Origin of the sequence: Affinirhizobium lemnae (genome assembly GCF_022968395.1) — a bacterium.
GTDB classification, from domain to species: Bacteria; Pseudomonadota; Alphaproteobacteria; order Rhizobiales; family Rhizobiaceae; genus Neorhizobium; species Neorhizobium lemnae.
The window spans coordinates 132,434-157,763 of record NZ_JALJQZ010000006.1 but is presented as its reverse complement, the minus strand read 5'-3'; the positions used below and the strand labels follow the sequence as shown (position 1 = coordinate 157,763).

The following is a 25,330-nucleotide window of genomic DNA, read 5'->3' as shown; positions in this document are numbered from 1 at the left end:
CCGCCCAGATCAGCCGAACGTACGATCGGCAAGCCTCGGCAGCATCAGGCGAAAGGCAATGCTTCGTGCACTTTGGAAGACGAGAAGAGCCATCCACAGACCGTGATTGCCGAAAAGCGGCTGCAGCACAGCCCAGGTCAGAATGTAGGTCGCCAGCGAGGCAACCATGAGATTGCGCATCTGCCGTGACCATGTGGCCCCGATATAGACGCCATCCATCTGGAACGCGATGACACCGAGAATCGGCAAGGCCAGCATGTAGGGAAGATATACGTGCGCGAGGGTTGCGACATTTCCAGTGGGTGCCAGCACATCGATCACCCAGCCGGCGCTCAGCATGAAGGCTAGAGAAACAATCACTGCAAAGACGAGACCCCAGATGGTCGTGAGACGGATAACCTGATCAAAGGCCAGACGGTAGCGGGCGCCCACCGCCTTGCCGGCCAGTTGTTCCGCTGCAGTCGCCACGCCATCCAGAAACGCGACACCGAAGAAATAGTAGCGCAGCAGGATCGTATTTGCCGCAAGAATATCGATCCCCAGCGTGCCGCTCTGGCGTGTGAAGAATGACAGGCCGATCAGCAATGCAAAGGAGCGGATCATCATGTCGCCATTGACGGAGAAGGATCGCTGAAAGCTTTTCAGCCCCGGAAGTTCCCAAGCCAGCCGGTCTGTCTTGACCAGAATGAGGATGCCTCCGAGAAGCGCCGTTGCACCTTCCGCCACGAGCGCGGCAATCGCGACGCCTTCTACACCCCAGCCAAGCCGCATCACGGAATAATAGCTGATCCCCGCATTCAGAACATTCAGGAGAGTTTGCAGAATCATGCTCCACATCGCCTCTCCACGCCCAATGATCCAGCCGAAGGCGACGAAATTGAAGAGCACGAGCGGTGCCGACCATATGCGCCAGTGAAAATAGGTGGCGGCAGCTTCGGCCACAGCGCCCTCGGCACCCAGCACGCCAAGACTGAAGGCTCCAAGCGGACCTTGCACCAGAAGAAGAAGCAGGCCGGACACAAGCGCAATGATCAAGCCGCTCGCCAGCATCCGGTTTTCGTCAAGCTTGCTGCCAGCCCCAACGGCCTGCGCCGTGAAACCGGTTGTCGCGGCGCGCAGGAAATTGAATGTCGTGAACATCACGTCGAAAATGACGGAGGCGAGGGCAACGCCTCCAACCAGATTTTCGTCGCCAAGCTGGGCGATCACGCCCGTCGCGATCAACCCGGCCAAGGGCGTCGAAAGATAGGCGATCATCATGGGAAGCGAGATGCGCAGTACATCCCGGCTTTCCACGGTGAAAGCACGCGCCGTTTGGCTTTTGTCGGTCACTGTGTCTGCCCCTTGCATCTGATCGAGACGTGATGTCGATCATTTGCGGGCAAAAGACAAATGCCAATCGTCAATCGAGGCCGAGGTCAGACCGCTTGCGCCGATACTTGCGGCGCTGTTGCTGCACTGCGCAATCGGAACCGCTGGATCTTGCCGGACTCCGTTTTGGGCAGAGCTTCCGTAAAGATGATCGAGCGGGGGTATTTGTAAGGGGCGATGATGGACTTCACATGCTCCTGCAAATGCTTCGTCAACACGTCATCACCGCTGAAGCCCTGCGCCAGCACGACATGGGCCTGAATGATCATGCCGCGTGTTTCGTCCGGAACGCCGATCACGGCGCATTCGGCAACGGCATCGTGCTTCAGGAGTGCTGCTTCGACCTCTGGGCCCGCAATGTTGTAGCCAGCAGAAACGATCATGTCGTCGGCTCGGGCCGCAAAGTGGAAATAGCCCTCTTCGTCCTGATAGAAAGCATCGCCGGTCAGATTCCAGCCGCCCCGGACATAATCCTTCTGACGCGTATCGGCGAGATAGCGGCAACCAATCGGCCCGCGCACGGCGAGCTTGCCCACCGTGCCGCGCGGCACCTCGTTCATCGAGTCGTCGACGATGATCGCCTCATAGCCCGTGAGCGGGCGTCCGGTGCAGGCAGGCCTGCCCTCCCCCAGCCGGTTGGAGATGAAAACATGCAGCATCTCGGTAGCGCCGATACCATCGAGGATCGGTTTACCGGTCTTGCGTGTCCATTCTTCAAACACAGGACCCGGCAGGGTTTCTCCGGCGGATACTGCAATACGCAGCGATGACAGATCTGCCCCACCATCCATTGCGGCCAGCATGGCGCGATAGGCCGTCGGCGCGGTGAAGCAGATCGTGGCCTGATGTTCCTCAATGATCTCTGGCATTTTGGTGGGGCGGCGTTCTCAAGAAGCACACCGCAGGCGCCGAAACGAAGCGGAAACACCACGAGGCCACCGAGACCGAATGTGAAGGCAATCGGTGGCGAACCGACAAAGACATCCTCCGGCTGAACCTGCAGCACTTCTTTCGCATAGGCATCCGCGATGATGAGGATATCACGGTGAAAGTGCATCGTAGCCTTGGGGATGCCGGTTGAACCGGACGTGAAGCCCAGCAAGGCCACATCATCACGCCCTGTTTGCACGGCGGCAAATTCCCTGGACTTGGCAAGGGCTGCCCGGTCCAGTTCGCCATCATGGCCGTCGGTTCCGTCGAAGGAGACGATGCGCTTGAGGAACTGGCTCTGGCTACCCGCCTCCACCAGCTCATCCATCAGCCGATGGTCGCACAGAGCCAGCGAAATTTCCGCCTTTTCGAGATATTTCAGCAATTCGCCCGAACGCATCATTGGCATGGTATTGACGACCACAGCCCCCGCCTTGGTTGCCGCCAGCCAGCAGGCGATCATGGCCGGATTGTTGCCAGAGCGGATGAGAACGCGATTGCCTGGCTGGAGGCCGTAATCCTCGATCAGCGCCCGCGCCAGCTGATTGGTCCATTCCGTCAGTTCGCGGTAAGTGCGCTTTCGGCCAACGCCGATCAGCGCCACGCGGTCGCCGAACCCTTTCTCCACCATACGGTCCGTGAGCTCCACAGCCGCGTTGAGATATTCGGGGTAGTCAAAGCCCTGCAGATTGATTTCCGGCCACTCTTCAAAGGGCGGAAGATGGTCGCGCGCGAAGGTATCCGCGTGTCCGGTTGGACCCAGATTCATGTCAGTTCCCCTATTCGCAAACATTTGGTCTGCACGCCTTGCTGGTTTTCCAGGTGGCGTATTTTGATTTTTGGAAAGACTGGCACAGGTCCAAAAGCTCGGCAAGAAAAATCTTTTAAGCTTATAATGATTTTTCCTGAACGGTGACACGGCGACGCGAACGAGCCGCCATCCTGGCTTCGCGCAGCAGTCTCTGATCGGATGGCATGTTCAAGTGATGTGTGACGAACTACTCGGCGTCTTCGAGTTCGCCACGGCTCATGTGCCGGATGGTGGAATTCTTGACCTGACCGACATGCGTCAGCAAACCGGCCAAAACGATCGGGTCCACATCCACCATCAACTCTTTCAGCCAGGCCTCATGCGCCTGCGCCATGCGGCTGAAGATCTCACGGCCGCGCGGCGTCAGCTTCGCAACGGTCACACGCCGATCCTGCCCCAGTCTTTCGCGAACCAACATCCCATCCGCTTCAAGCCGCTCGACAAGGGCCGTGATGTTGCCGTTCGTGACCATGGTCAGTTGGGAAAGCTCACCCAGACGCAGGCCATCGGGTTGACGGTAAAGCTGGGAGAGCACGTCGAACTGCGGCAGCGTGCTGTTGAACTCCAGCCTGAGCCGGCGGCGAATTTCCTGAGACACGAGGCGGGTGGTGGAAAGCAGACGCAGCCACAACCGCAGTTCCAGCTTCTTGCCTTCCTGCGTATCCGCAACAATCGCCTCGATATCATTCAACATGCGATTCCTCTGCCCCGTCCTATCGGAGTGCTGATGAATGATGCCGATGTCAAGCTTGATCATTCAAGATTCAAGCAAATCGAGGTGTCTGAAAGATGCCGGAAAAGCCTCCGATTTTTCCAGTTGACAATGCTCGAATGTCAAATATTTTAATCTTAAAATAATTGGCGCGCATGAACTTGCGTCAACAATGAAGGGAACGGCAATGAAGATTGTCTGCATCGGCGGAGGTCCGGCTGGCCTCTATTTCGGCCTTCTCATGAAGAAATTCCATCCGGAACACGACGTGACGGTGGTGGAGCGCAACCGCCCCTATGATACCTTCGGCTGGGGCGTTGTCTTTTCGGATCAGACCATGCAGTCCATGCGGCATTGGGATCCGGAAAGCGCTGGCGAAATCCAGGATGCCTTCAACCATTGGGACGACATCGAGGTTCTGTTCAAGGGCACGCGTCAGCGCACCAGCGGCCATGGCTTTGTCGGCATTGGCCGCCGCAAGCTTTTGAACATTCTGCAGGCTCGCTGCGAAGCGCTCAGCGTCAATCTACAATTCGAGACCGAGGCCGAAAGCGATCTGGATTTTCCGGATGCCGACCTCGTCATTGCCTCCGATGGCGTGAACTCGCGCATTCGAGCCAAATATTCGGACGTCTTCCAGCCAGATCTCGTGGTTCGTCCCAATCGCTACATCTGGCTTGGCACCAACAAGCTTTTCGACGCCTTCACCTTCGATTTCCGCAAGACGGATCACGGTTGGTTTCAGGCGCATATCTACAAGTTTGACGACAAGACCTCGACGTTTATCATCGAGACGACAGAAGAAGCCTATCAGGCCCACAAGCTTGGTGAGATGTCGCAGGACGAGTCGATCAAGTTCTGCGATGACCTTTTCGCCGAAACGCTGGAAGGTTCATCCCTGATGACGAATGCCCGGCATATGCGGGGTTCAGCATGGCTGAACTTTCAGCGGCTGATTTGCGGCAAATGGAGCCACTTCAACGGCAACAGCCATGTGGTGCTGATGGGCGACGCCGCACATACGGCGCATTTCGCCATCGGCTCCGGCACCAAGCTTGCAATCGACGATGCGATTGAGCTGACCAACCAGTTCCAGAAGCTCGGACATGGCAAGGAGAACATTCCAGCCGTCCTGACAGCGTATGAGGAAATCCGCCGGGTCGATGTTGCCCGCATCCAGAACGCTGCCCGCAACGCCATGGAATGGTTCGAAGTCGTTGGGACGCGTTATGCCGATACGCTGGAACCGGAGCAGTTCATGTATTCGATGCTGACCCGTTCGCAGCGGATCAGCCACGAGAACCTTCGCCTGCGCGACAAAACCTGGCTGGAGGGCTATGAGCGTTGGTTCGCCGCCAAGCAGGGCTTGAATGTCCAGGAAGGTGAACGCTGCCTGCCGCCCATGTTCACGCCCTACCGCCTGCGTGACGTGACCTTGCCAAACCGCATCGTTGTCTCGCCCATGGCCATGTATTCCGCGAAGGATGGCATGCTGGACGATTTCCATCTCGTTCACCTGGGAAGCCGTGCCCTTGGCGGTGCTGGCCTCATCTTTGCGGAAATGACCTGCGTTTCGCCCGATGCCCGCATCACACCCGGATGCCTTGGTCTCTGGAGCGATGAGCAGACGGCTGGCTGGAAGCGCTTCGTCGATTTCGTCCATAACAACAGCGCCGCCAAGGTCGGCATCCAGCTCGGCCATGCAGGCCGCAAGGGTGCGACCAAGCTCGCCTGGGAAGGCATAGATCAGCCGCTGGACGAAGGCGCGTGGCCACTTCTGTCAGCCTCCGCCCTGCCCTATCTGAAGCACAGCCAGGTGCCGAAGGCGATGGATCGTACCGACATGGACCGCGTGAAGGCAGACTTTGTTGCCGCCACAAAGCGGGCTGCAGAAGCCGGGGCAGACTGGTTGGAGTTCCACGCCGCCCACGGATACCTGATGTCTTCCTTCCTCTCACCGCTGACCAATCGGCGCGAAGACGAATATGGCGGCAGTCACGAAAACCGCGTGCGCTATCCACTGGAAGTGTTCAAAGCCATTCGCGAGATCTGGCCTCAGAATAAGCCGATCTCCGTCCGCCTGTCCTGCCACGACTGGGCCGACGGTGGAAATACGCCGGAAGATGCGGCGATCTTCGCGGAAATATTCAAGGAGGCCGGTGCCGATCTCATCGATTGCTCCTCCGGTCAGGTATCGAAGGAAGAGAAGCCGGTTTATGGCCGCCTGTTCCAGACGCCGTTCTCCGACAAGATCCGCAACGAGATCGGCATACCGACCATCGCCGTGGGCGCAATCTCCGAAGCCGACCATGCCAATTCCATCATTGCCGCAGGACGCGCCGATCTCTGCGCCGTGGCCCGTCCACATCTGGCTGATCCGGCCTGGGCCTTGCACGAGGCCGCAAAGATTGGCTTGAAGGATGTACCGTGGCCGAAGCAGTACATGTCCGGCAAGTACCAGTACGAATCCGGTCTCGAACGCGCTGCGGCACCGGCGAAGTGATCCGCTATGGCTGGCATTGAAAACAGACACGTATTGGTCACCGGCGCTGGAAGCGGAATAGGCGCTGCCATCGCCCGCCGCCTGCATGAGGGCGGCGCAAGACTGACGATTGCCGGTCGCCGCCGGGAGCCGCTACAGGCACTGGCGGAAGGGCTTGGAAACGAGCGGATTTTGGTTGCCTCGGGTTTCGATGTCACCGATCCAAAGGCCATTGAAAGCGGGCTTGCGCAGGCACGTGAAGCCTTCGGACCGGTTACCATTCTCGTCAACAATGCTGGCGAAGCCCCAAGCGCACCCTTCGAAAAGACGGGGCTGGAGCTTTGGTCGAAGGTTCTGAATGTCGATCTGACCGGCGTATTCAACGTCACGCAAGCGGTCCTGCCCGATTTGAAAGCCCATGGCGCAGGCGCGCGCATCATCAACATTGCCTCCACCGCAGGCCTGACCGGCTATGCTTACGTCTCGGCCTATTGCGCGGCAAAGCACGGCGTTGTGGGTCTGACGCGGGCGCTTGCGCTGGAACTGGCGAAGAAGGGTATCACGGTCAACGCCGTCTGCCCCGGCTTTACCGATACGCCGATCATTGCCCGTTCCATCGAAGAGATCGTCGCCAAGACAGGGCGCACGCCAGAGCAGGCGCTGACCGAGTTCACAAAGAGCAATCCGCAGGGACGCCTGGTCACGCCGGAAGAAGTGGCCGAGACAGTCGCGTGGCTCGCGCTGCCCCTGTCGCAATCCATCAACGGCCAGGCCATTGCGGTGGCGGGCGGCGAAGTCTTGTCCGGCTGAGCCACAGGGAGGAAGCATGCCTTTTACAATCTCGAAGCCAATGCGGTTCGGCGACTGCGACCTGACCGGAATCGCCTATCACCCGGCCTATCTTTCCATGTTGGTCGATGTAAACGAGGCAATGTTCGCCTCCTTCGGAGTGACATGGAAAGAAATCATGTTCGAGCGCAAGCTCGGCTTGCCGACCGTGACGCTGAACCTCGAATTCAAGAAGCCCGCCGTCTATGGCGACGTGCTGGATTTTGCCGTGCATGTGCGCGCCATTGGCCGCGCCTCACTGGACCTTGAAACTATCGTTACCGTCCGCGGCGACATCATCTGGACGGTGCGTCAGCGCATCGTGATGACTTCGCTTGAAGATCACAAATCTCATCCATGGCCCGACGATGTCAGGGCCGGACTGACCCGTTACCTGGAGCCTTCCCATGATGCATGAAATAATCCAGCCGGAAGGCTGGGCCAAGCCGATTGGCTATTCCAACGGCATCAGCGCCCGTGGGCGCATCGTTCAGGTGGGCGGTCAGATCGGCTGGGATGAGCAGTGCGAGTTTCATTCCGACGATTTTGTCGAGCAGGTGCGGCAGACGCTGCTGAATATCGTCAGTGTTCTCTCGGCCGCAGATGCCAAGCCGGAACACCTGATCCAGATGACCTGGTATTTCACGGATCGCGAAGCCTACAAGACGCGCATGAAAGAGATCGGCGCCGTCTATCGCGAGATCATCGGACGCCACTTCCCGCCCATGGCCGCCGTGCAGGTTGTCGCGCTGATGGAAGACCGCGCCAAGATCGAGATCCAGGCGCTGGCCGTCGTGCCGGATTGAGCACCAAGGTCACTCAGAGGATGTCTAGTTATCTAGACATCTAGCCATCTATACAGGTTCTAGAGGAGGATTTCATGAGCAACAAGGTTATGCCCGTCGTGACCCGCAAGGGTCAGGAAGATACCGGAACCGGCCAGTCCGGCGGATGTGTGCGTATTTCCGGCGTCAGCCCGCAGCACACCCCGGCGACCAAGATCTGGTTCGGCAAGGTTTCCAACGAGCCGGGCTACCGCTCCTATCCACACCACCATGGCGAAGCCGAAACCGGCGGCTATGTGCTGAAGGGAAAGGGCCGCATCTATTTCGGCGAGAACTGGCAGGAATTCATCGACATGGAAGAAGGCGACTTCATCTTTGTGCCGCCGAACTGGCCGCATATTGAGGTCAATATGTCCACGACCGAGGAACTGGTGTGGCTCACAACCCGCACGCCGGATAACATCGTGGTCAATCTGCCAGATGTGGATGACAGTGTTCTGGTTGGATATCGGCGGGCCTGATGAAACTCCTTCGCCATGGACCGGCAGGCGCCGAAAAGCCTGCCATTCTCGACGCCGAGGGCAAGATCCGCGATCTCTCCGGCATCCTCAGCGATCTCGGTGGAGAGGCGCTGTCGGACGCATCACTCGACCGCCTCCGTCAGATCGGTCTCTCGACCCTGCCGGTGGTTGACCCGCAGCGCATCGGCGCCTGTGTCAGCCGTCCGGGCAAGTTCATCTGCGTCGGCCTGAACTATGCCGACCACGCAAAGGAAACCGGCAAGGCACCACCGGAAGAGCCGATCTTGTTCATGAAGGCGACGAATGCCGTCGTCGGTCCGAATGACGATGTGGAAATCCCGCGCGGGTCGTTGAAGACCGACTGGGAGGTGGAACTCGGCGTCGTGATCGGGACCCGTGCAAAATACGTGACTGAGGCTGAAGCGCTCAGCCACGTGGCGGGCTATTGCGTCGTCAATGATGTTTCTGAGCGCGCCTTCCAGTCAGAGCGTGGCGGGCAATGGACTAAGGGCAAGAGCCACGACACCTTCGGCCCGATCGGCCCATGGCTGGTGACGCGCGACGAGGTGCCAGACCCGCAAAACCTGTCGCTGTGGCTGGATGTGGATGGCGTGCGCCGCCAGACCGGCAATACGAATACGATGATCTTCGGTGTCGCCCATCTCGTCAGCTATATCAGCCAGTTCATGACACTGGAGCCGGGCGATATCATCGCGACTGGAACACCTCCGGGCGTTGGCATGGGTATCAAACCGGAACCGGTGTTCCTGAGAGCCGGTCAGGTCATGACGCTTGGCATTGAGGGCCTTGGCGAACAAAAGCAGACCACTGTCGAATCGAGGGCCTGACCATGACGTCACAGGGAGAACTTGCTGGCAAACTGGCGATTGTCACCGGTGGCGCGCGCGGACAGGGTGAGGCGGAAGCCCGACTCTTCGCGTCTCACGGCGCCGCCGTCATCATCGCAGATGTGCTGACGGCGGAAGGTGAAGCTTTGGAGAAAACGCTCACCGAGGAAGGTCATCAGGCACGGTTCATGGCGCATGACGTGACCAGCCCGGAAAGCTGGGCAAAGGTTGTCAACCTTGCCCGCGAATGGCAGGGCCGTCTCGATATCCTCGTCAACAATGCCGGGATCATCAATCGCTCGACGGTTGGCTCGACAGAGCTTGAAGCCTGGGAACGTCTGCTGAAGGTCAACCTCACCGGTGCCTTTCTTGGCATCCGTGCCGTGACCGATCTGATGGCGGAAAATGGCGGTGGCTCCATCGTCAATATTTCCTCCAACAGCGCGTTCTCTGGTCATTACGATCCGGCTTATACCGCCAGCAAATGGGGCCTGCGTGGGCTGACGAGAAGTGCAGCCATGGAACTGGCGGGCAAGGCCATTCGCGTCAACGCAGTTTGCCCCGGCCTCGTCGTTACCGGTCTCAATGCCAGCAGCCCGCATTTGAAGCCGATGATCGAGATGACGCCGATGAAGCGCTCGGGCGCTCCGGAGGAGATTGCGGAACTGGTTCTGTTTCTCGCCTCCTCGCGCTCCGCTTTCATCACCGGCGAAGACTTTGTCATTGATGGCGGGTTTACCGCAGGTGCCGCCTATCGTCGGGTCGCCGTCGAGACCGGCATATTCTAGGGTGAGGACCTCATCATCTTGTTGAAATGGTGTGAGGCGATCCGGATGAGATACGAGGCGAAAAACGCAGGCGATACTAAAGTATCGGCGAGGCTTTTCAACGATGTAGCTCGCCGGATCGACCACATTCGAAGAACGCGTGAACGGCTTCAATCTACTGTGTCGAAGCACTTGAATGGGTCTGGAACCCATCCATGCGTGCTTCTCCTTGCATATTTTTGCCGTTCATCGCGCCATTTCAAAAATATGATGGGGTCCTCACCCTAAGGCCCGCATGGCCAAATATCGGGAATTTGCGACCGGGCGGAGGAACGCCCGGTAAGCTTTCATGTGCTTCATCGCTAATGGCGCAAGCAACGCTCAAGAATTTATTCTAAGCTTAAAATAATTCTTGTGGTCTGAAATGACCTGTGACAACCTGCTAAACAACAAAGTGCCGGGCGGTTGCATTGGTGAGCGCAGTTGAGCATAAAGGTTCTCCAAAGAACCGAATGAAAAATAACAATAATCGGGAACAGCAACAGAAAACGGAGTGCATCGGATGAAAACTTCTCTTTTGGCTGCGACTGCAGCATTGATGCTGGGCAGCGCCTGCATGGCTTCCGCTGAACCGGTCAAGATCGGCCTCATCACGACATTGTCGGGCGGCGGCGCAGGACTTGGTGTCGATACGCGCGATGGCTTCATGCTCGCTATCAAGCAATCGGGCCGCAAGGACGTTACCGTCGTCACCGAGGATGATGCCCAGAAGCCGGAACTTGCGGTGCAGATTGCCGACAAGATGATCCAGAGCGAAAATGTTGACGTCCTGACGGGCATCGTCTGGTCGAACCTTCTCATGGCCGTTCAGCCGGGCGTCGTGGCGCAGGGCAAGTTCTACGTCTCGACCAACGCAGCCCCTGCGGCGCTTGCCGGTGCCAAGTGCGATCCGCTCTACTTCAACGCCGCCTACCAGAACGACAATCTTCACGAAGCCATGGGCGAATATGCCAACAAAGGCTACAAGAAGATGTTCATCATGGCGCCGAACTATCCGGCGGGCAAGGATTCGCTGACCGGCTTCAAGCGCTACTACAAGGGCACTGTTGCCAACGAGGTTTATACTCAGGTCGGCCAGACGGATTACGCCGCTGAAATCGCCCAGATCCGCGCATCCGGTGCCGATGGGGTGTTCGTCTTCCTTCCCGGCGGCATGGGCATCGCCTTCATGAAGCAGTATGCGCAATCCGGCGTGAAGACACCGATCATTGGCCCCGGCTTCTCCTTCAGCCAGGACGTGCTGCCCGCTATTGGCGATGCTGCGCTTGGCGTGAAAGCGTCCGGCCAGTGGGTGAAGGACCTCGACAACGCTGCCAACAAGGCCTTCGTACCAGCCTTTGAAAAGGAATATGGCCGCCTGCCTTCCATCTATGCCGTGCAGGCTTTCGATGCGGCGCAACTGATCCTTTCGGCCTCGTCCAAGGCCAGCGTGAAGGATGCCAAGGCGTTTGCAGCCGCACTCAATGCGGCCGATATCAAATCGCCACGCGGCAACTTCAAGTTCAACACCAATCGTCACCCGATCCAGGACATCTATGTGACCGAAGTGGTAAAGGAAAACGGCGTTCTGACCAACAAGACCGTCGAGAAGATCTTCACCGATCACAGCGATGCCTACGCCAAGGAATGCAAGAAGTAAGGCGGGCAGACTTGTGACCTTCGCACTTGCCCTCGAGCAATTGCTGAACGGCGTTCAGCTCGGTTTCATGCTGTTTCTGATGGCGGCCGGGCTGACTCTCGTCTTCGGCGTCATGGGCCTGATCAATCTGGCCCATGGCTCGCTCTACATGGTCGGCGCATTCGCCTGCGCCGCCGTGGCGGCAGCCACCGGTTCGTTCTGGTTGGGCCTTGCCGCAAGCCTGGCCTTTGCAGCGGGCGCTGGTGCCCTGATGGAGATTACCGTCATCCGCAGGCTTTATAATCGGGACCATCTGGAACAGGTGCTGGCGACTTACGCACTCATCCTGATCTTTTCGGAAGGCACGCGCTGGCTGTTCGGTTCATTTCCGCTCTATCTCGACATACCACCACTTCTGCAAGGCGCTGTTTCTCTGCCTGGCGGCGCGCAATATCCACTCTATCGGCTCGCCATTATCATCACGGGCGCTCTTGTGGCTGGAGGTCTCTACCTGCTGATCTCGCGCACCCGGCTCGGAATGCGCATTCGTGCCGGTGAAAGTGACCGCGAAATGATTGCGGCTCTCGGCGTCGATATTCGCACACTTTACACGTTGGTCTTTGCACTGGGTGCAGCACTGGCCGGACTTGCGGGTGCCATGGTGGGGGCTATCCAGTCGGTTCAGGTGGGCATGGGCGAACCGGTTCTGATCTTCGCTTTCGTGGTCATCATCATCGGCGGCATAGGCTCCATCAAGGGCGCTTTCGTCGGCGCGCTGACTGTTGGCGTCGTGGATACGATGGGGCGCTTCCTGCTGCCGCAGATATTGACCCTTTTCGTATCACCTGCCGATGCCAAGCCCATGGGAGCGGCCATCGCATCCATGCTGATCTATCTGGTCATGGCCTTCATTCTGGCAGTCAAACCGCGCGGCCTTTTTCCGGCTCAGGCGTGAGGACATAAGACGATGAATCGCGAGGTTTCAATAAACGCAGCCATGGCGCTGGCGCTGCTTGCCGTGCCCATCATCGCGCTGCAAATAGGCCAGACCTTCACCATCACGCTGGCAACACGCATCGCCATTCTGGCACTTGCCGCAACCGGGCTCAATCTTGCCCTTGGCCTCGGCGGCCTCGTTTCCTTCGGTCATGCGGCCTTCTTCGGGATTGGCGGCTATGCCGCAGGCATTCTATCTGCCCACGCGCTGTCCGGTGAACCGATGATGTTCGGCTTCGAAGGATCGCAATCCATGCCGGTCATCTGGCTGGTCGCAGCCGTCCTTGCCGGTCTCATAGGGCTTGGAATCGGCGTCGTCAGCCTCAGAACGTCCGGCGTCTACTTCATCATGATTACGCTCGCCTTCGCGCAGATGATCTTTTACTTCGCGATCTCCTGGCCTGCCTATGGCGGCGAAGACGGTCTGTCGATTGCCGTTCGCAACGGGTTTCCCGGCTTGAACACCATGCGCCCGATGGAGTTTTTCCTGGTGGCCTATGGCCTGCTGATGCTGACGCTTGGCCTGTTTTCACTGATACGCTCATCCCGCTTCGGTGCAGCCTTGCAGGCCGTGCGGCAGAACGATGTTCGCGTTGCCTCCATCGGCATCAAGCCCTTCCCTATCCGCCTGACGGCCTTCGTGCTGTCTGCCATGATCACCGCGCTCGCCGGTGCTCTCTATGCGGACCTCAACCGCTTCGTCAGCCCGTCCATGTTCTCCTGGCACATGTCCGGCGAACTGATCGTGCTGATCATTCTGGGTGGAACGGGCCGGCTGTTCGGGCCGCTTGCCGGTGCCGCTCTCTATGTCATCCTGGAATTCGTACTGGGCGGCATGACCGAGCGCTGGCAGTTCTTCCTCGGTCTCATTCTGCTCGCCGTCGTCCTGTTCGCGCGGGGCGGGGTCATGGGTCTTCTGGCCGGAAAGGCACGTCATGGCTGAGAATGCTGTTCTTGAAATCAACGGCCTTGAAAAAAGCTTCGGTGCGTTGAAGGCGACAGACAATGTGAGCCTGACGCTGCGACCCGGCGAAATCCATGCGCTCATCGGGCCGAACGGGGCTGGCAAATCGACGCTCATTCACCAGATCTGCGGCACGCTGAAACAGGACAAAGGCACGATCCATCTCGGCGGTCAGGATGTCAGCAGTTTGAGTGTCGCAGATCGAGCCCGTCTCGGTCTGGGACGTACGTTTCAGATCTCGTCGCTGGCGGGAGAGTTTTCCGCGCTGCGCAACGTGATGCTGGCGGTGCAGGCACAGCAAGGCTCCAGCTTCCACTTCTTCAAACCTGTGTTGAAGGACAAGTCCCTCACAGAGGCCGCAATGGAGCGGTTGTCTCGTGTGGGTCTCGCCGATCGCGCCCATGTTCCGGCTGCCGAACTTTCCCATGGGGAAAAGCGGCAACTCGAAATCGCGATTGCACTGGCACTCGATGTGCGCGCATTCTTGCTGGATGAGCCCATGGCCGGAATGGGACCTGAAGGTTCCAAGACACTAACCCGTTTTCTGGATGGTTTGCGGCGGGAAGCCCCTATTCTTCTGGTGGAGCACGACATGGATGCGGTTTATGCGCTGGCGGACCGGATTTCCGTTCTCGTCTACGGACGCATCATCGCGACAGGCACGGTCGATCAGATCCGAAACGATCCAACCGTGCGTACCGCTTATCTGGGGGATCACGCCTGATGCTGCTGGATGTTCAGGAGATTACGGCCTTCTACGGTTCAAGCCAGGCACTGTTCGGTGTCAATCTTTCGCTTTCAGAGGGCGAGGTGGTGGCGCTCATGGGGCGCAACGGCATGGGCAAATCCACCACCATCAAGGCAATCTGCAACCTCGTACCGCCACGCGACGGCAACATAGCTTTTGGTGGCGTTACCACCCGCGCCATGCCGACACACAAGGTCGCAAGACTGGGGATCGGCCTTGTGCCGGAAGGAAGACGTTGCTTCCCCAATCTCACCGTATACGAAAATCTGGTTACGGCGGCGCGGCCGGGGCCGTGGACCCTTGAGCGCATCTCGAAGCTATTTCCCCGGCTCGAAGAGCGGAAAAACCAGCTTGCGCGGTCGCTTTCCGGTGGTGAACAGCAGATGCTGGCGGTTGGGCGCGCATTGATGACCAATCCGCGCCTGCTCATCCTCGACGAGGCGACAGAAGGTCTGGCCCCTGTCATCCGACAGGATATCTGGCGGGCCATCCGCTCGCTTAAAGCAGACGGCCTTTCCATTCTCGTGGTGGACAAGACGTTATCGGAACTTCTTCCGGTGGCCGACCGCTGCGTGGTGCTGGAGAACGGCAAGACGGTCTGGACCGGCGCGCCGCACGCGCTGACTGCGGATCTGCAGGATCGTTATCTGGGGGTTTGAAGGCACAAAGAAGGGCCCGCCGATCAGGCGGATCCTCCCAATTTAAGACTGGTTCAATCAGACAGCGAGATCGAAGCGATCCGCGTTCATGACCTTCGTCCAGGCCGCGACGAAGTCACGGACGAACTTTTCCTGTGCATCGTCCTGCGCATAGACTTCCGCATAGGCGCGCAGGATGGAGTTGGAACCGAACACCAGATCCACGCGCGTTGCGGTGTACTTGGTGACGCCGGTCTTGCGATCAACGATGTCATAGGAGTTCTTGCCGGTCGGCTTCCAGGTGAACTTCATGTCCGTCAGGTTGACGAAGAAGTCGTTGGTGAGTTGGCCTTCGCGATCCGTGAACACGCCGTGCTTGCTGCCACCGTAATTGGTGCCGAGCACACGCAAGCCGCCCAGCAGAACCGTGGTTTCCGGACCAGTGAGGCCCATCAACTGGGCGCGGTCCAGAAGCATTTCTTCCGGGCTCACGACATAATCCTTTTTGGCCCAGTTGCGGAAGCCATCGGCAAGAGGCTCCAAAACCGAGAAGCTGGCCGCATCGGTCTGCTCTGCCGTGGCATCGCCACGACCCGGGGCGAACGGAACGTTCACATTGAAGCCGGCAGCCTTTGCAGCCTGCTCAACACCGACATTACCGCCGAGGACGATGACATCGGCAAGGCTCGCACCGAATTCGGCAGCGATAGGCTGCAGAACGGCCAGAACCTTGGCAAGACGGGCAGGCTCATTGCCTTCCCAATCCTTCTGCGGGGCAAGGCGGATGCGGGCACCGTTGGCACCGCCGCGAAGGTCCGAACCACGGAAGGTGCGGGCGCTGTCCCATGCGGTTGCGACCAGTTCGGCGGTGGAGAGGCCGGATGCTGCAATCTTCGCCTTGACCGCATCGACGTTATAACCCGTCGTGCCAGCCGGAATTGGATCCTGCCAGATCAGATCTTCGGTCGGAGCTTCCGGGCCAATGTAGCGAACGCGAGGCCCAAGATCGCGGTGCGTCAGCTTGAACCATGCGCGGGCAAAGGTGTCGTTGAAGTAGTCCGGATTCGCCATGAACTTTTCACAGATGGCGCGGTAGGTCGGATCGACCTTCATGGCCATGTCGGCATCGGTCATCATCGGCATGCGACGAATGGACGGATCGCTGGCGTCAACCGGCTTGTCCTCTTCCTTGATGCCGATCGGCTGCCACTGGTGCGCGCCAGCAGGGCTCTTCGTCAGTTCCCAGTCATAGCCGAACAGAAGCTGGAAATAGCCCATATCGAACACGGTCGGGTTCGTGGTCCAAGCCCCTTCGATACCGGAGGTAACTGCAAGGCTCGCCTTGCCGTTCTGGTGCGGATTGGTCCAGCCGAAGCCCTGGTTTTCGATGCCTGCTGCTTCCGGCTCAGGGCCGAGTTCCTGCGCCAGGCCATTGCCGTGCGCCTTGCCGACCGTGTGACCACCAGCGGTCAGGGCTGCGGTTTCTTCGTCATTCATCGCCATGCGGGCAAAGGTTTCGCGGATCTGGGCCGCTGTCGCCAGCGGATCCGGATTGCCGTTCACACCTTCCGGATTGACGTAAATGAGGCCCATCTGCACCGCGGCAAGCGGGTTTTCCATCGTGTTCGGCTTGGTAACATCATCGTAGCGCGTGTCGGACGGCGCCAGCCATTCCTTTTCCGCGCCCCAGTAAACGTCCTTTTCCGGACCCCAAATATCCGGGCGACCGAAGGAGAAACCAAAGGTCTTCAGGCCCATGTCTTCGTAGGCAACGGTGCCCGCGAAAAGAATGAGGTCAGCCCAGGAAATCTTGTTGCCATACTTCTTTTTCAGCGGCCACAGGAGACGGCGTGCCTTGTCAAGGCTCGCATTATCAGGCCAGGAATTTAGTGGAGCGAAACGAATGTTGCCGGAGCCGCCACCACCGCGGCCATCCGCCAGACGGTAGGAACCGGCAGAATGCCAGGCAAGACGGATCATCAGACCGCCGTAATGGCCCCAGTCTGCAGGCCACCACTCCTGGCTGTCGCGCAACAGAGCCTTCATGTCGGCCTTCAGGGCAGCGACATCGAGCGACTTGACGGCTTCGCGATAGTTAAAACCCTTGTCGAGCGGGTTCGTCTTGGCATCGTGCTGGTGCAAGATGTCGAGATTGAGGGCGTTTGGCCACCAGGCGACAGTCGATTGGCCGGAAACGGTGTTGCCACCGTGCATGACCGGACATTTGCCGGCTGAGTTCGTTTTATGCGCGTCCATGATGTTCTCCGACGATCGTTCCGTTTATTTCGGTAAGCTGGCAGGTGATACCAATGTAGTGTGAAAACAAATTGTCCTTAGGTAAATCATCCCGGCAGAGGCCTAGCAGACGAGTTCCATAGTTTCCAATTGTATATTCCTAACGGTTCGATATGCTGCGGTTATGATTGGCCTTTCCATGAAGCATTTGCGATATTTCGAATCCTTGGCCCGACACCGCCATTTCGGGCGCGCAGCGGAAGATTGTTCCATCTCGCAACCGGCGCTTTCCGTCCAAATCAAAGAGTTGGAAGAGCTGATCGGAGCACCTCTGGTGGAGCGGGGGCGACGCCAGATCCATCTCACAGGATTGGGCGAGGTTTTTGCTGACCGGGCAGGCGCGATTTTGCGTTCTGTTGACGAATTGGCAGATCTTGCCCGTTCCACCCAAGGGCCCTTGAGCGGACGGCTGCGGATCGGCGTCATACCGACGGTTGCACCCTATCTCTTGCCGGACATCATGAAGGCTATTACTGCTCGCTATCCTCTGGTGGATGCTCGCCCCAGGGAAGCGATTACACAAAAACTGATAGAGGATCTTGTCGACGGTAAGCTGGATGTGGCAATCGTTGCCCTGCCCATTTCCGAAGCTTCGCTTGAGGAGGTTCCCCTTTTCGAGGAGGAATTCGTTCTTGTCAGGCCGATCGAAGATGCCGACAAGCCGGTGCCAAGCGCGGACATGCTGAAGCAGATGCGGCTGCTACTGCTTGAAGAAGGACATTGCTTCCGCGAGCAGGCCCTTTCCTTCTGCAACATACCAAGTGCGCCGCCACGCGACCTGATGGAGGGGAGCTCGCTCTCCACCCTCGTGCAAATGGTCGGCGCGGGAATAGGCGTAACCCTTATCCCTCACATGGCCATCGACATAGAGGCGCATAGAGCAAACGTTTCCGTGTCGCATCTCGCCGATCCCAAGCCGACGCGTACGATCGGCATCGTGTGGCGCCACTCGACCCCGCTGGCAGCACAGTTCGGCCAGATCATCGAAATCATCAGAGGCCTTGGCATGGAAAAGCAGAATTGCAGGACGACACGGATCGGCACCTGAAAGTCCGCCTGTAAGAATTGAATTGTTTGCACATACGTGCAGACTTCATCAAGTTCGTGACGCTTCAGATAGGCGGACCTTTAATTGGCCGGAGCACAGGGCAGACTTCTGCCGTCCCATCATTTTCAACGCAGGCGCGATTGCGCTGGCGGGCTAAGGTACCGCGCGACAGACGCATATGAAAAGACCACAAGATTATCTGACGGAAACAGATGGTCGTCGATAGAAATTTTTGCGCCAGCATTTGTTGACGACTTTACTGGTAGCTATTTCGTGAGCGCGCCCGATATCTCCTCCCTGCGACTCCTGCTCTACTGGGCAAGCTCAGCGGCAACTATCAGATTGCTTCTACCACCGCTCTCATCCTACTTATTCCGTCGATTGCGTTCATGCTGATCGTTGAACGCTTTCTACGGGCAGATGTGCTTTTCAAGGTGGGCCGGTAATGGCAGAGAAAAATGGCACGGATGAAATAGAGTTGCCGCGCTTCATCAGTGCGCATGAAGTCGCGCAACGCGCAGGTGTATCTCGCTCTGCGGTTTCCCGCACCTTCACGCACGGAGCGAGTGTCTCCTCCGCAACCCGAGAGAAGGTGATCCGGGCAGCGGAAGAGCTTGGTTATCAGGTCAATGATCTTGCGCGCGGACTGCTGGCCAACCGCAGCCAATTGATTGGCATGATCGCTTCCGATGCGGAAACCCCGTTCCGATCGCAGCAGATCGCTGCCCTTTCGCGCCTGCTGATCGAAAGTGGCAGAGTTCCGGTTCTGATCACAACTGATCAGACAGAAGCAGGCCGTGCCTCGCATGCAACCCTTCTGCGCTATCGGGCGGAAGCCACGATCATCCTCTCAGGCATGCCATCCAAGGCATTTGTGGATCTGGCACAGCGCAACGGTCAACCACTGATTGCCATTGGCCGAAGCGAAGTGGGGCCGGACCATATCCGCATCAACAATGCGCTGGCAGCAGAAACGGCGGTGGGCCTTTTTGCTGCGCGAGGCATGCGCCACATCGGCCTCATAACATCCTCCGTTGGTAGCCCAAACCTAGTAGAACGCGAAGAGGCCTATACACGCAAGGCAAGGGACCTCGGCCTCGAAGTTCATGTCGAACGCGCCGAGCGCACCAATTATGATGGCGGAACGCTGGCCGCATCGCTGCTTCTGACCAAGGAACGTAAGATCGAAGGTGTTTTCTGCGTCAACGATCTCATGGCGTTCGGGCTGATGGATTATGCCCGTGACGTGCTGGGTCTTGCGATCCCGGCTGATCTCTCGGTCATCGGGCTGGATGACGTACCTGAAGCCCGCTGGGGCGCCTACCGACTGACCACCTTCCAGCAGAATGCGGAGCGCCAGGCACGGGAAATCTTGCAGGTTCTGGAGCAACGGTTGAAGGAGCCGACCGCGCCGCCAATCGTCTCCCAACTTGATCTGCCTCTGGTTGTCCGCAAGACTGTCAGGCCCTTGCCTGCAGAAATACCAGAATTTTCAAAAGGAAACCAAGCCGAATGAGCGAATGGCACTCGATCTGGTCAAGTGGGCCGACCCGCAAGGTGATACGCTTCACGGACATCGTGGGCACCGCTTCAGCACAGTCCATCCCGATCAAGGACCGGCAGATCGTTCACCGCCATGTCCTTGTCTGAGGTCGTCAATAGGTAGCGCGCCCGCCGGAAAGATCGAACACCGCACCCGTCGTGAAGCTGTTCTCTGCGGAAACAAGCCATGTCACCATGGCAGCTGCCTCTTCTACCTTCAGGAAGCGACCACGCGGAATTTTCGATCGCATATATTCGATGAATTCGTCGCTCAACTGTTCGAGAATACGCGTCTGCGCCGTCGCGGGCGTAATGCAGTTCACGGCAATATCGAAGCCCGCCAGTTCCTTGCCGAGCGATTTTGTCATGCCGATCACCGCCGCTTTGGACGCAGAATAGGCGGACGCATTTGGATTGCCTTCCTTGCCCGCAATGGAAGCGATGTTGACGATGCGTCCGTAATTGCGCTCTTTCATTCCCGGCACACAGACGCGGTTGACGTGGAACGTACCGTGCACGTTGATATCGATGATTTTCTTGAACATCTCGACATCGTAGACATCGAGCGGCGCTGCGGGTCCGGCAATGCCTGCCGAATTGACGAGGATGGAGACAGGACCCTGCCTCTCCTCGCTCTCCCGATGCGCAGCCTCGACGGCAGAGTAGTCCGCAATATCGACAGCCACGCTCCGGGCATTGGCACACAGAACTGAAACCGACTCCGACAGCAGTGCTTCGTTCACGTCCCACAGGGTCACCTTGGCGCCCGATTCCACGAAGCGTCTGGCCATGGCGAAGCCCAAACCTTGAGCCCCGCCAGTCACGACAGCGTGCTGGCCTGAAAGATCGTAACTGTTCATATGCTATTCCTTGACCGCGCCGGTCATCGACGAAACGTAGTAGTCCACGAAGAACGAGTAGAGGATGACGACTGGCAGAGAGCCGAACAGCGCGCCCGCCATCAGCGAACCCCATTCGAAAATATCGCCGCGCACCAGTTCGGTCAGAACACCCACCGGCACAGTCTTGTTCTCGGAAGACTGGATGAAGGTCAGCGCATAGATGAACTCGTTCCAGGACAGCGTGAAAGCAAAGATGCCTGCCGAAATCAGTCCCGGCACCGCGAGCGGCAGAATGATCTTGGAGAGGATCTGCCAGCGACTTGCCCCGTCCACCAAGGCGCTTTCTTCCAGCTCGAACGGAATCGACCGGAAATAGCCCATCAGAAGCCAGGTGCAGAAAGGAATGAGGAAGGTTGGATAGGTGAAGATCAGCGCAAGACGCGAGTCATAGATGCCGATCTTGAAGACGATGAAGGCAAGCGGAATGAACAGGATGGATGGCGGCACCAGATAGGCCAGGAAGATGAACAGGCCGATGGAACGCGATCCGGTAAAGCGGATGCGCTCGATGGCGTAGGCGCCGAACACCGATGCCAGAAGCGACAGGAACGTGGAGGCAAAGGCCACGACCATCGTGTTCCACAGCCAGCCGGGATAGGAGGTTTCGAACAGCAGATACTTGATATGATCAAGCGTTGCGCCGACCACCCAGAACGGGCTGTAATTGTCGTAATCCGTCAGCTGCGAATTCGGCTTCACCGCTGTAATCGCCATCCAGTAGAACGGAAACAGCAGCACGAAGACGAAGAGCGCCATCGGAATATAAATGGTGACGATACGGCGCGGCAGCCTGTTGAGATAGGACATGCCCTGGCTGTCGTCGGTGAGCGCCCCATCGGCGGCCTGTACCTTGGTATTCATTGACCAGATCCTCAATCAGAGCATTTGCAGAAAGAACCAAGCGGGTTCTCTATCCGGAAATGCGTCAAACTCTCTCAATCGCCGCCGCCCTGCTGCCACTTGCGTCGCTGCAGGCCGAAGAAGGAAAACATGATGGCAGCCAGCAGGAAGGGCACCATGGCAACCGCAATGGCGGCACCCTCGCCCAGCTGTCCGCCGGGAATGGCGCGCTGGAAGGAAAGTGTTGCCATCAGATGCGTGGCATTCACCGGGCCGCCCTTGGTCAGGACGTAGATCAACTGGAAATCCGTGAAGGTGAACAGCACCGAGAAGGTCATCACCACGGCAATGATCGGCGTCAGCATCGGCAGGGTCACATGCCGGAAACGCTGCCAGCTTGAGGCGCCGTCCAGGGAAGCGGCTTCCTGAAGCGAGGCTGGTATGGTCTGCAGGCCGGCAAGCAGCGAGATGGCGACGAACGGAATGCCGCGCCAGACATTGGCTGCGATGACCGAAGCCCGTGCATTGGTCGGATCGCCCAGGAAGTTGATGGGCGCATCGATCAGTCCCATTTTCATCAACGACCAGGAGACGATAGAGAACTGAGCGTCATAGATCCACCAGAAAGCCAGTGCCGAGAGGACCGTAGGCACGACCCAGGGCAGGAGCACGATGGCGCGGAAAAAGGATTTGAACGGCAGGTGCTCGTTCAACAAAAGCGCCAGCCACAGACCAAGGGCAAATTTCAGGACGGAGGCGACCGTCGTATAGAGGACGGTATTGAACACCGACATCCAGAACACGCTATCGCTCCAGAGGAACTGATAGTTTTCGAGCCCGATAAATATGCCATCCCGGCCGATCTTCGTATCGGTGAACCCGAGCCACACACCTAACCCGAGCGGATAGGTGAGAAAGCACAGCAGAAACACGGCTGCGGGAAGCATGAAAAGAAAGCCGAGAAAATCGCGGTTGTTGCCGAGACGGGCACCGAGCGAACGCTGCGGCGCATTCTGACCGGCCGATGAGGGCATCGTCATGACGGTTCACTCCAAAGCGCTGAAAATCGGAGGGGCGATAAGCGCGCCCCTCCGGCTATCGTCCTGTTAGACGCGGTAGTAGCGGTTGGCGCGCTTCTCCGCCTGCGCCATGGCATCTTCCGGCGTGGAAGCTCCCGTCACGGCGGCGGCGAACATGTCGACCAGAACATAGTCGGCCATCACGGCAGCCGAAGCGTAGCCCAGCGGGCCGGCATAGCCGTTCGGACGCAGTGTTTCCGAGGCCTTGGCATAGGGCGCGTGGATCGGGTTTTCCGTCCAGACCGGGTTGCTGGCGAACGCCTTCAGCGGCTGGCAGCAGTAGGCGCTGGAGCCCTTGATCCAGGCATTCATCTGGTCAGCTTCCATCATGAACTTGATGTAGGCCTTTGCAGCTTCCGGATACTTGGTGTGCTTGAAGAGCAGCAGAGAACTCGTCTGGTGAAGCTCGATGCTCTTGCCAACCGGGCCGACCGGGAAGTTGGTGCTGCGCATGTCGGCAGCGATTTCCGCCAGCTTCGGATCGTTTTTGGCAGCGTAGTAGATGGAAACGCCGTTTGCCGTGAGCGACACCTGACCGGCCAGGAAGGCACGGTTATTGTTGATGTCGAGCCAGCTTTCCGTGCCCGGAATGAAGGTGGAATAGAGTTCCTTGGCATATTTGATGGCGGCCAGCGTTTCCGGTGAATTGATCGTCACCTTGCCGCTTTCGTCCACCATCTTGGCGCCATGGCTCCACAGCAGCCAGTGAGCGTAGTTGTTGCCATCACCAACCGCCTTGCCGTGCGGGAAGCCGGCAGGCGTGCCCTTGGCCTTCATCGCCTTGCAGAGTTCCAAGAAGCCCTTCGTATCCTTCGGGAATTCGCTGAAGCCCGCCGCCTTCATGTGGCTGTCGCGATAGACGACGGCATTGCCGATGGCCGTAAGAGGCATGGCAATGAACTTGCCTTCACGCGTCGCATAGCCCTTCACGCCGTCATAGAAGCCGCCATACTTGCCGTCGAGATAGGTGCCGAGCTCCGTGAGGTCCAGAAGCTTGTCAGGATATTGATGCGCGTCGTCGAACCAGCACATCACGAGATCAGGACCAGAGCCGACGTTTGCCGCAACGGCCGCCTTCGGGCGAATGTCTTCCCAGCTTTCCTTGTCGATACGCACTTCGACGCCGGTCGCTTCCGTGAACTTCTTGGTATTTGCCAGCCAGGCCTCTTCATCGCCCTTGACGAAGGGCGTCCAGCGCAGAAGGCGAAGGCTTGCCCCCTTTTCCGGCGTGTATTTAGGCTCTGCCGCAAATGCAGGATTGATACCGAAACCGGAAAGACCGGCAGCACCGGCCAGACCTGCGGTTCCAGCCAGGAATGTTCTTCTTTTGATCGACATGTTTACTCCTCCTCCGTTATCGGGACAAAGTCGCGTTCCACATTCCGGCTGCCCCTTGCCGGTCATGCCGCGCTACCATGCGCCGGATGATCCAGAATTGGACGGGGCTCCTCTTCCCCGGCCGGTTCTCTTTGATCACGCGGTCAACCGCATTCCTGTCTGCTCATCGAAAAGATGAACATGCTCCGCATCGATAGTGATCGAGATGTTCTCGCCCGGGCGGGCCGGGATACGCTCGCGGAACACGCAACTCACTTCCGCGCCACCGAACTGCACGACCATCTGCGTCTCGTAGCCGGTTGGTTCCGTCACCACGACGGGAACGGAATAGCCATTGGGATCGAGACGAATATATTCGGGCCGCAAACCGTAGACGAGGTCGCGACCGGCTGCATTCGCATAGGCTCGCGTCAGCGGCAGGCGGGTACCGTCCTTTGCCACGAAATGCATGGGATCCTGCGGGTCCAGCCTGCCCTTGATCATGTTCATGGCTGGGGAACCGATGAAGCTCGCGACAAACAGGTTGTTCGGCCGGTCATAGAGTTCCAGCGGCGAACCGATCTGCTCCACACGCCCGTCATGCATGACCACGATCTTGTCGGCCATGGTCATGGCTTCGATCTGGTCATGCGTCACATAAACCGTCGTTGTCTTGAGCCGCTGATGCAATTCCTTGATCTCGGCGCGCATGGCAACACGCAGCTTGGCGTCAAGGTTGGAAAGCGGCTCATCGAAAAGGAAGACCTGGGGATCGCGCACGATGGCGCGCCCCATGGCCACCCGCTGACGCTGTCCACCGGAGAGCTGTCGTGGATAGCGGTCGAGCAGATTGGTAAGGCCCAGGATACCGGCCGCGTAGTTGACACGCTTGTCGATTTCCGCCTGCGGTGCCGAATTCAGCATCAGCGAAAACGCCATGTTCTTGGCAACGGTCATGTGGGGATAGAGCGCGTAGTTCTGGAACACCATTGCGATGTCGCGTTCCTTTGGCGGCAGGTTGTTGACCTGCCGGCCACCAATGCGGATTTCGCCACCGGAAATATTCTCAAGGCCAGCCAGCATGCGCAGCAGTGTGGATTTTCCACAACCGGACGGCCCAACAAGAATGACGAACTCGCCATCCTCGATATCGATATTGACCCCCTTGATGACGGGGAAGGCGCCAAAGGATTTTTTCACCTCGGCAAATTGAACGGTAGCCATGCGT

The 25,330-nt window shown here is 58.3% G+C and carries 23 protein-coding genes and 2 pseudogenes; 16 read left to right on the top strand and 9 right to left on the bottom strand.

Features of this window, described 5'->3' with window-relative positions; all coding sequences use genetic code 11:
• Positions 1-9: 9 nt before the first annotated feature.
• The 3 genes and pseudogenes from MUU53_RS06055 to MUU53_RS06045 form a co-directional block, all read right to left on the bottom strand.
• The gene (locus MUU53_RS06055; RefSeq protein WP_247260087.1) at positions 10-1,332 is read right to left on the bottom strand and encodes an MATE family efflux transporter; all 1,323 of its coding nucleotides are present in this window, start codon (positions 1,330-1,332) and stop codon (positions 10-12) included.
• A gap of 86 nt (positions 1,333-1,418) precedes the next feature.
• Positions 1,419-3,070 (bottom strand): annotated as a pseudogene (locus tag MUU53_RS06050) (AMP-binding protein).
• A 229-nt stretch (positions 3,071-3,299) separates the two neighbouring features.
• Positions 3,300-3,806, bottom strand: coding sequence for a MarR family winged helix-turn-helix transcriptional regulator (locus MUU53_RS06045; RefSeq protein WP_247260086.1), 507 nt, complete (start codon positions 3,804-3,806; stop codon positions 3,300-3,302).
• 205 nt (positions 3,807-4,011) lie between these two features.
• Here MUU53_RS06045 and MUU53_RS06040 point away from each other — a divergent pair, with 205 nt between their 5' ends.
• The 12 genes from MUU53_RS06040 to MUU53_RS05985 all read left to right on the top strand — a co-directional run bounded on the left by MUU53_RS06040 (position 4,012) and on the right by MUU53_RS05985 (position 15,100).
• Entirely contained in the window at positions 4,012-6,327 is a 2,316-nt protein-coding gene (locus MUU53_RS06040; protein WP_247260085.1) for a bifunctional salicylyl-CoA 5-hydroxylase/oxidoreductase, read from the top strand.
• A gap of 6 nt (positions 6,328-6,333) precedes the next feature.
• Positions 6,334-7,116, top strand: coding sequence for an SDR family NAD(P)-dependent oxidoreductase (locus tag MUU53_RS06035; protein ID WP_247260084.1), 783 nt, complete (start codon positions 6,334-6,336; stop codon positions 7,114-7,116).
• Positions 7,117-7,132: 16 nt separating this feature from the next.
• Positions 7,133-7,552, top strand: coding sequence for an acyl-CoA thioesterase (locus tag MUU53_RS06030; RefSeq protein WP_062556994.1), 420 nt, complete (start codon positions 7,133-7,135; stop codon positions 7,550-7,552).
• A complete protein-coding gene (locus tag MUU53_RS06025) occupies positions 7,545-7,940 on the top strand; it encodes a RidA family protein (protein WP_062557180.1) in 396 nt (131 codons plus the stop codon). The genes MUU53_RS06030 and MUU53_RS06025 overlap by 8 nt, the downstream gene beginning before the upstream one ends.
• 74 nt (positions 7,941-8,014) lie before the next feature.
• Entirely contained in the window at positions 8,015-8,440 is a 426-nt protein-coding gene (locus MUU53_RS06020) for a cupin domain-containing protein (protein WP_062556995.1), read from the top strand.
• A complete protein-coding gene (locus MUU53_RS06015) occupies positions 8,440-9,288 on the top strand; it encodes a fumarylacetoacetate hydrolase family protein (RefSeq protein ID WP_247260083.1) in 849 nt (282 codons plus the stop codon). Before MUU53_RS06020 ends, MUU53_RS06015 begins: the two co-directional genes overlap by 1 nt.
• Before the next feature lie 2 nt (positions 9,289-9,290).
• Positions 9,291-10,076, top strand: coding sequence for an SDR family NAD(P)-dependent oxidoreductase (locus tag MUU53_RS06010; RefSeq protein ID WP_247260082.1), 786 nt, complete (start codon positions 9,291-9,293; stop codon positions 10,074-10,076).
• 541 nt (positions 10,077-10,617) lie between these two features.
• Positions 10,618-11,754 (top strand): ABC transporter substrate-binding protein, encoded by a 1,137-nt coding sequence (locus tag MUU53_RS06005; protein WP_247260081.1) that lies wholly within the window; start codon positions 10,618-10,620, stop codon positions 11,752-11,754.
• Positions 11,755-11,767: 13 nt separating this feature from the next.
• Positions 11,768-12,688, top strand: a complete 921-nt coding sequence (locus tag MUU53_RS06000; protein WP_247260080.1) for a branched-chain amino acid ABC transporter permease — start codon at positions 11,768-11,770, stop codon at positions 12,686-12,688.
• Positions 12,689-12,700: 12 nt separating this feature from the next.
• Entirely contained in the window at positions 12,701-13,672 is a 972-nt protein-coding gene (locus MUU53_RS05995; RefSeq protein WP_247260079.1) for a branched-chain amino acid ABC transporter permease, read from the top strand.
• Positions 13,665-14,417 (top strand): ABC transporter ATP-binding protein, encoded by a 753-nt coding sequence (locus MUU53_RS05990; protein ID WP_247260078.1) that lies wholly within the window; start codon positions 13,665-13,667, stop codon positions 14,415-14,417. Before MUU53_RS05995 ends, MUU53_RS05990 begins: the two co-directional genes overlap by 8 nt.
• Complete coding sequence (locus MUU53_RS05985) at positions 14,414-15,100, top strand: ABC transporter ATP-binding protein (RefSeq protein ID WP_377307319.1); 687 nt, start codon at positions 14,414-14,416, stop codon at positions 15,098-15,100. Before MUU53_RS05990 ends, MUU53_RS05985 begins: the two co-directional genes overlap by 4 nt.
• A 57-nt stretch (positions 15,101-15,157) precedes the next feature.
• On the opposite strand, the gene katG is transcribed toward MUU53_RS05985, so the two are convergent.
• Complete coding sequence (gene katG / locus MUU53_RS05980; RefSeq protein WP_247260076.1) at positions 15,158-17,335, bottom strand: catalase/peroxidase HPI; 2,178 nt, start codon at positions 17,333-17,335, stop codon at positions 15,158-15,160.
• 163 nt (positions 17,336-17,498) lie between these two features.
• Between katG and MUU53_RS05975 the strand changes: the two genes are divergently transcribed.
• The 4 genes and pseudogenes from MUU53_RS05975 to MUU53_RS05960 all read left to right on the top strand — a co-directional run bounded on the left by MUU53_RS05975 (position 17,499) and on the right by MUU53_RS05960 (position 20,072).
• The gene (locus MUU53_RS05975) at positions 17,499-18,422 is read left to right on the top strand and encodes a hydrogen peroxide-inducible genes activator (protein ID WP_247260075.1); all 924 of its coding nucleotides are present in this window, start codon (positions 17,499-17,501) and stop codon (positions 18,420-18,422) included.
• Between the two features lie 249 nt (positions 18,423-18,671).
• Positions 18,672-18,868, top strand: a pseudogene (locus MUU53_RS05970) (ABC transporter permease); the annotation flags it as partial.
• Positions 18,868-19,938 carry a LacI family DNA-binding transcriptional regulator gene (locus MUU53_RS05965; protein ID WP_247260074.1) on the top strand — a complete coding sequence of 357 codons (1,071 nt, stop codon included), beginning with the start codon at positions 18,868-18,870 and terminating at the stop codon, positions 19,936-19,938. The pseudogene MUU53_RS05970 and the gene MUU53_RS05965, both read left to right, overlap by 1 nt.
• Positions 19,935-20,072 (top strand): hypothetical protein, encoded by a 138-nt coding sequence (locus MUU53_RS05960; protein WP_247260073.1) that lies wholly within the window; start codon positions 19,935-19,937, stop codon positions 20,070-20,072. Before MUU53_RS05965 ends, MUU53_RS05960 begins: the two co-directional genes overlap by 4 nt.
• A gap of 5 nt (positions 20,073-20,077) precedes the next feature.
• Here the strand turns inward: MUU53_RS05960 and MUU53_RS05955 are convergent, their stop codons facing one another.
• From MUU53_RS05955 to MUU53_RS05935, 5 genes are all read right to left on the bottom strand, one after another.
• A complete protein-coding gene (locus MUU53_RS05955; RefSeq protein ID WP_247260072.1) occupies positions 20,078-20,824 on the bottom strand; it encodes an SDR family NAD(P)-dependent oxidoreductase in 747 nt (248 codons plus the stop codon).
• Positions 20,825-20,827: 3 nt separating this feature from the next.
• Positions 20,828-21,727 (bottom strand): carbohydrate ABC transporter permease, encoded by a 900-nt coding sequence (locus tag MUU53_RS05950; RefSeq protein WP_165132038.1) that lies wholly within the window; start codon positions 21,725-21,727, stop codon positions 20,828-20,830.
• Between the two features lie 74 nt (positions 21,728-21,801).
• Complete coding sequence (locus tag MUU53_RS05945; RefSeq protein ID WP_376748618.1) at positions 21,802-22,740, bottom strand: carbohydrate ABC transporter permease; 939 nt, start codon at positions 22,738-22,740, stop codon at positions 21,802-21,804.
• Between the two features lie 72 nt (positions 22,741-22,812).
• The gene (locus MUU53_RS05940; protein WP_062557022.1) at positions 22,813-24,123 is read right to left on the bottom strand and encodes an ABC transporter substrate-binding protein; all 1,311 of its coding nucleotides are present in this window, start codon (positions 24,121-24,123) and stop codon (positions 22,813-22,815) included.
• Between the two features lie 135 nt (positions 24,124-24,258).
• Positions 24,259-25,326, bottom strand: coding sequence for an ABC transporter ATP-binding protein (locus tag MUU53_RS05935; RefSeq protein WP_247260071.1), 1,068 nt, complete (start codon positions 25,324-25,326; stop codon positions 24,259-24,261).
• Between the last annotated feature and the right edge of the window lie 4 nt (positions 25,327-25,330).

Bases quoted from the DNA above. Each gene is read 5' to 3' on its own strand.
- MUU53_RS05975 (WP_247260075.1), top strand. From the start codon at position 17,499: ATGATTGGCCTTTCCATGAAGCATTTGCGATATTTCGAATCCTTGGCC.
- MUU53_RS06045 (WP_247260086.1), bottom strand. From the start codon at position 3,806: ATGTTGAATGATATCGAGGCGATTGTTGCGGATACGCAGGAAGGCAAG.
- MUU53_RS05995 (WP_247260079.1), top strand. From the start codon at position 12,701: ATGAATCGCGAGGTTTCAATAAACGCAGCCATGGCGCTGGCGCTGCTT.
- MUU53_RS06025 (WP_062557180.1), top strand. From the start codon at position 7,545: ATGCATGAAATAATCCAGCCGGAAGGCTGGGCCAAGCCGATTGGCTAT.
- MUU53_RS05950 (WP_165132038.1), bottom strand. From the start codon at position 21,727: ATGAATACCAAGGTACAGGCCGCCGATGGGGCGCTCACCGACGACAGC.
- MUU53_RS06035 (WP_247260084.1), top strand. From the start codon at position 6,334: ATGGCTGGCATTGAAAACAGACACGTATTGGTCACCGGCGCTGGAAGC.
- MUU53_RS05940 (WP_062557022.1), bottom strand. From the start codon at position 24,123: ATGTCGATCAAAAGAAGAACATTCCTGGCTGGAACCGCAGGTCTGGCC.
- MUU53_RS06015 (WP_247260083.1), top strand. From the start codon at position 8,440: ATGAAACTCCTTCGCCATGGACCGGCAGGCGCCGAAAAGCCTGCCATT.
- MUU53_RS06020 (WP_062556995.1), top strand. From the start codon at position 8,015: ATGAGCAACAAGGTTATGCCCGTCGTGACCCGCAAGGGTCAGGAAGAT.
- katG (WP_247260076.1), bottom strand. From the start codon at position 17,335: ATGGACGCGCATAAAACGAACTCAGCCGGCAAATGTCCGGTCATGCAC.
- MUU53_RS06040 (WP_247260085.1), top strand. From the start codon at position 4,012: ATGAAGATTGTCTGCATCGGCGGAGGTCCGGCTGGCCTCTATTTCGGC.
- MUU53_RS06010 (WP_247260082.1), top strand. From the start codon at position 9,291: ATGACGTCACAGGGAGAACTTGCTGGCAAACTGGCGATTGTCACCGGT.
- MUU53_RS05955 (WP_247260072.1), bottom strand. From the start codon at position 20,824: ATGAACAGTTACGATCTTTCAGGCCAGCACGCTGTCGTGACTGGCGGG.
- MUU53_RS05935 (WP_247260071.1), bottom strand. From the start codon at position 25,326: ATGGCTACCGTTCAATTTGCCGAGGTGAAAAAATCCTTTGGCGCCTTC.
- MUU53_RS06005 (WP_247260081.1), top strand. From the start codon at position 10,618: ATGAAAACTTCTCTTTTGGCTGCGACTGCAGCATTGATGCTGGGCAGC.
- MUU53_RS05990 (WP_247260078.1), top strand. From the start codon at position 13,665: ATGGCTGAGAATGCTGTTCTTGAAATCAACGGCCTTGAAAAAAGCTTC.
- MUU53_RS06030 (WP_062556994.1), top strand. From the start codon at position 7,133: ATGCCTTTTACAATCTCGAAGCCAATGCGGTTCGGCGACTGCGACCTG.
- MUU53_RS05945 (WP_376748618.1), bottom strand. From the start codon at position 22,740: ATGCCCTCATCGGCCGGTCAGAATGCGCCGCAGCGTTCGCTCGGTGCC.
- MUU53_RS05965 (WP_247260074.1), top strand. From the start codon at position 18,868: ATGGCAGAGAAAAATGGCACGGATGAAATAGAGTTGCCGCGCTTCATC.
- MUU53_RS05960 (WP_247260073.1), top strand. From the start codon at position 19,935: ATGAGCGAATGGCACTCGATCTGGTCAAGTGGGCCGACCCGCAAGGTG.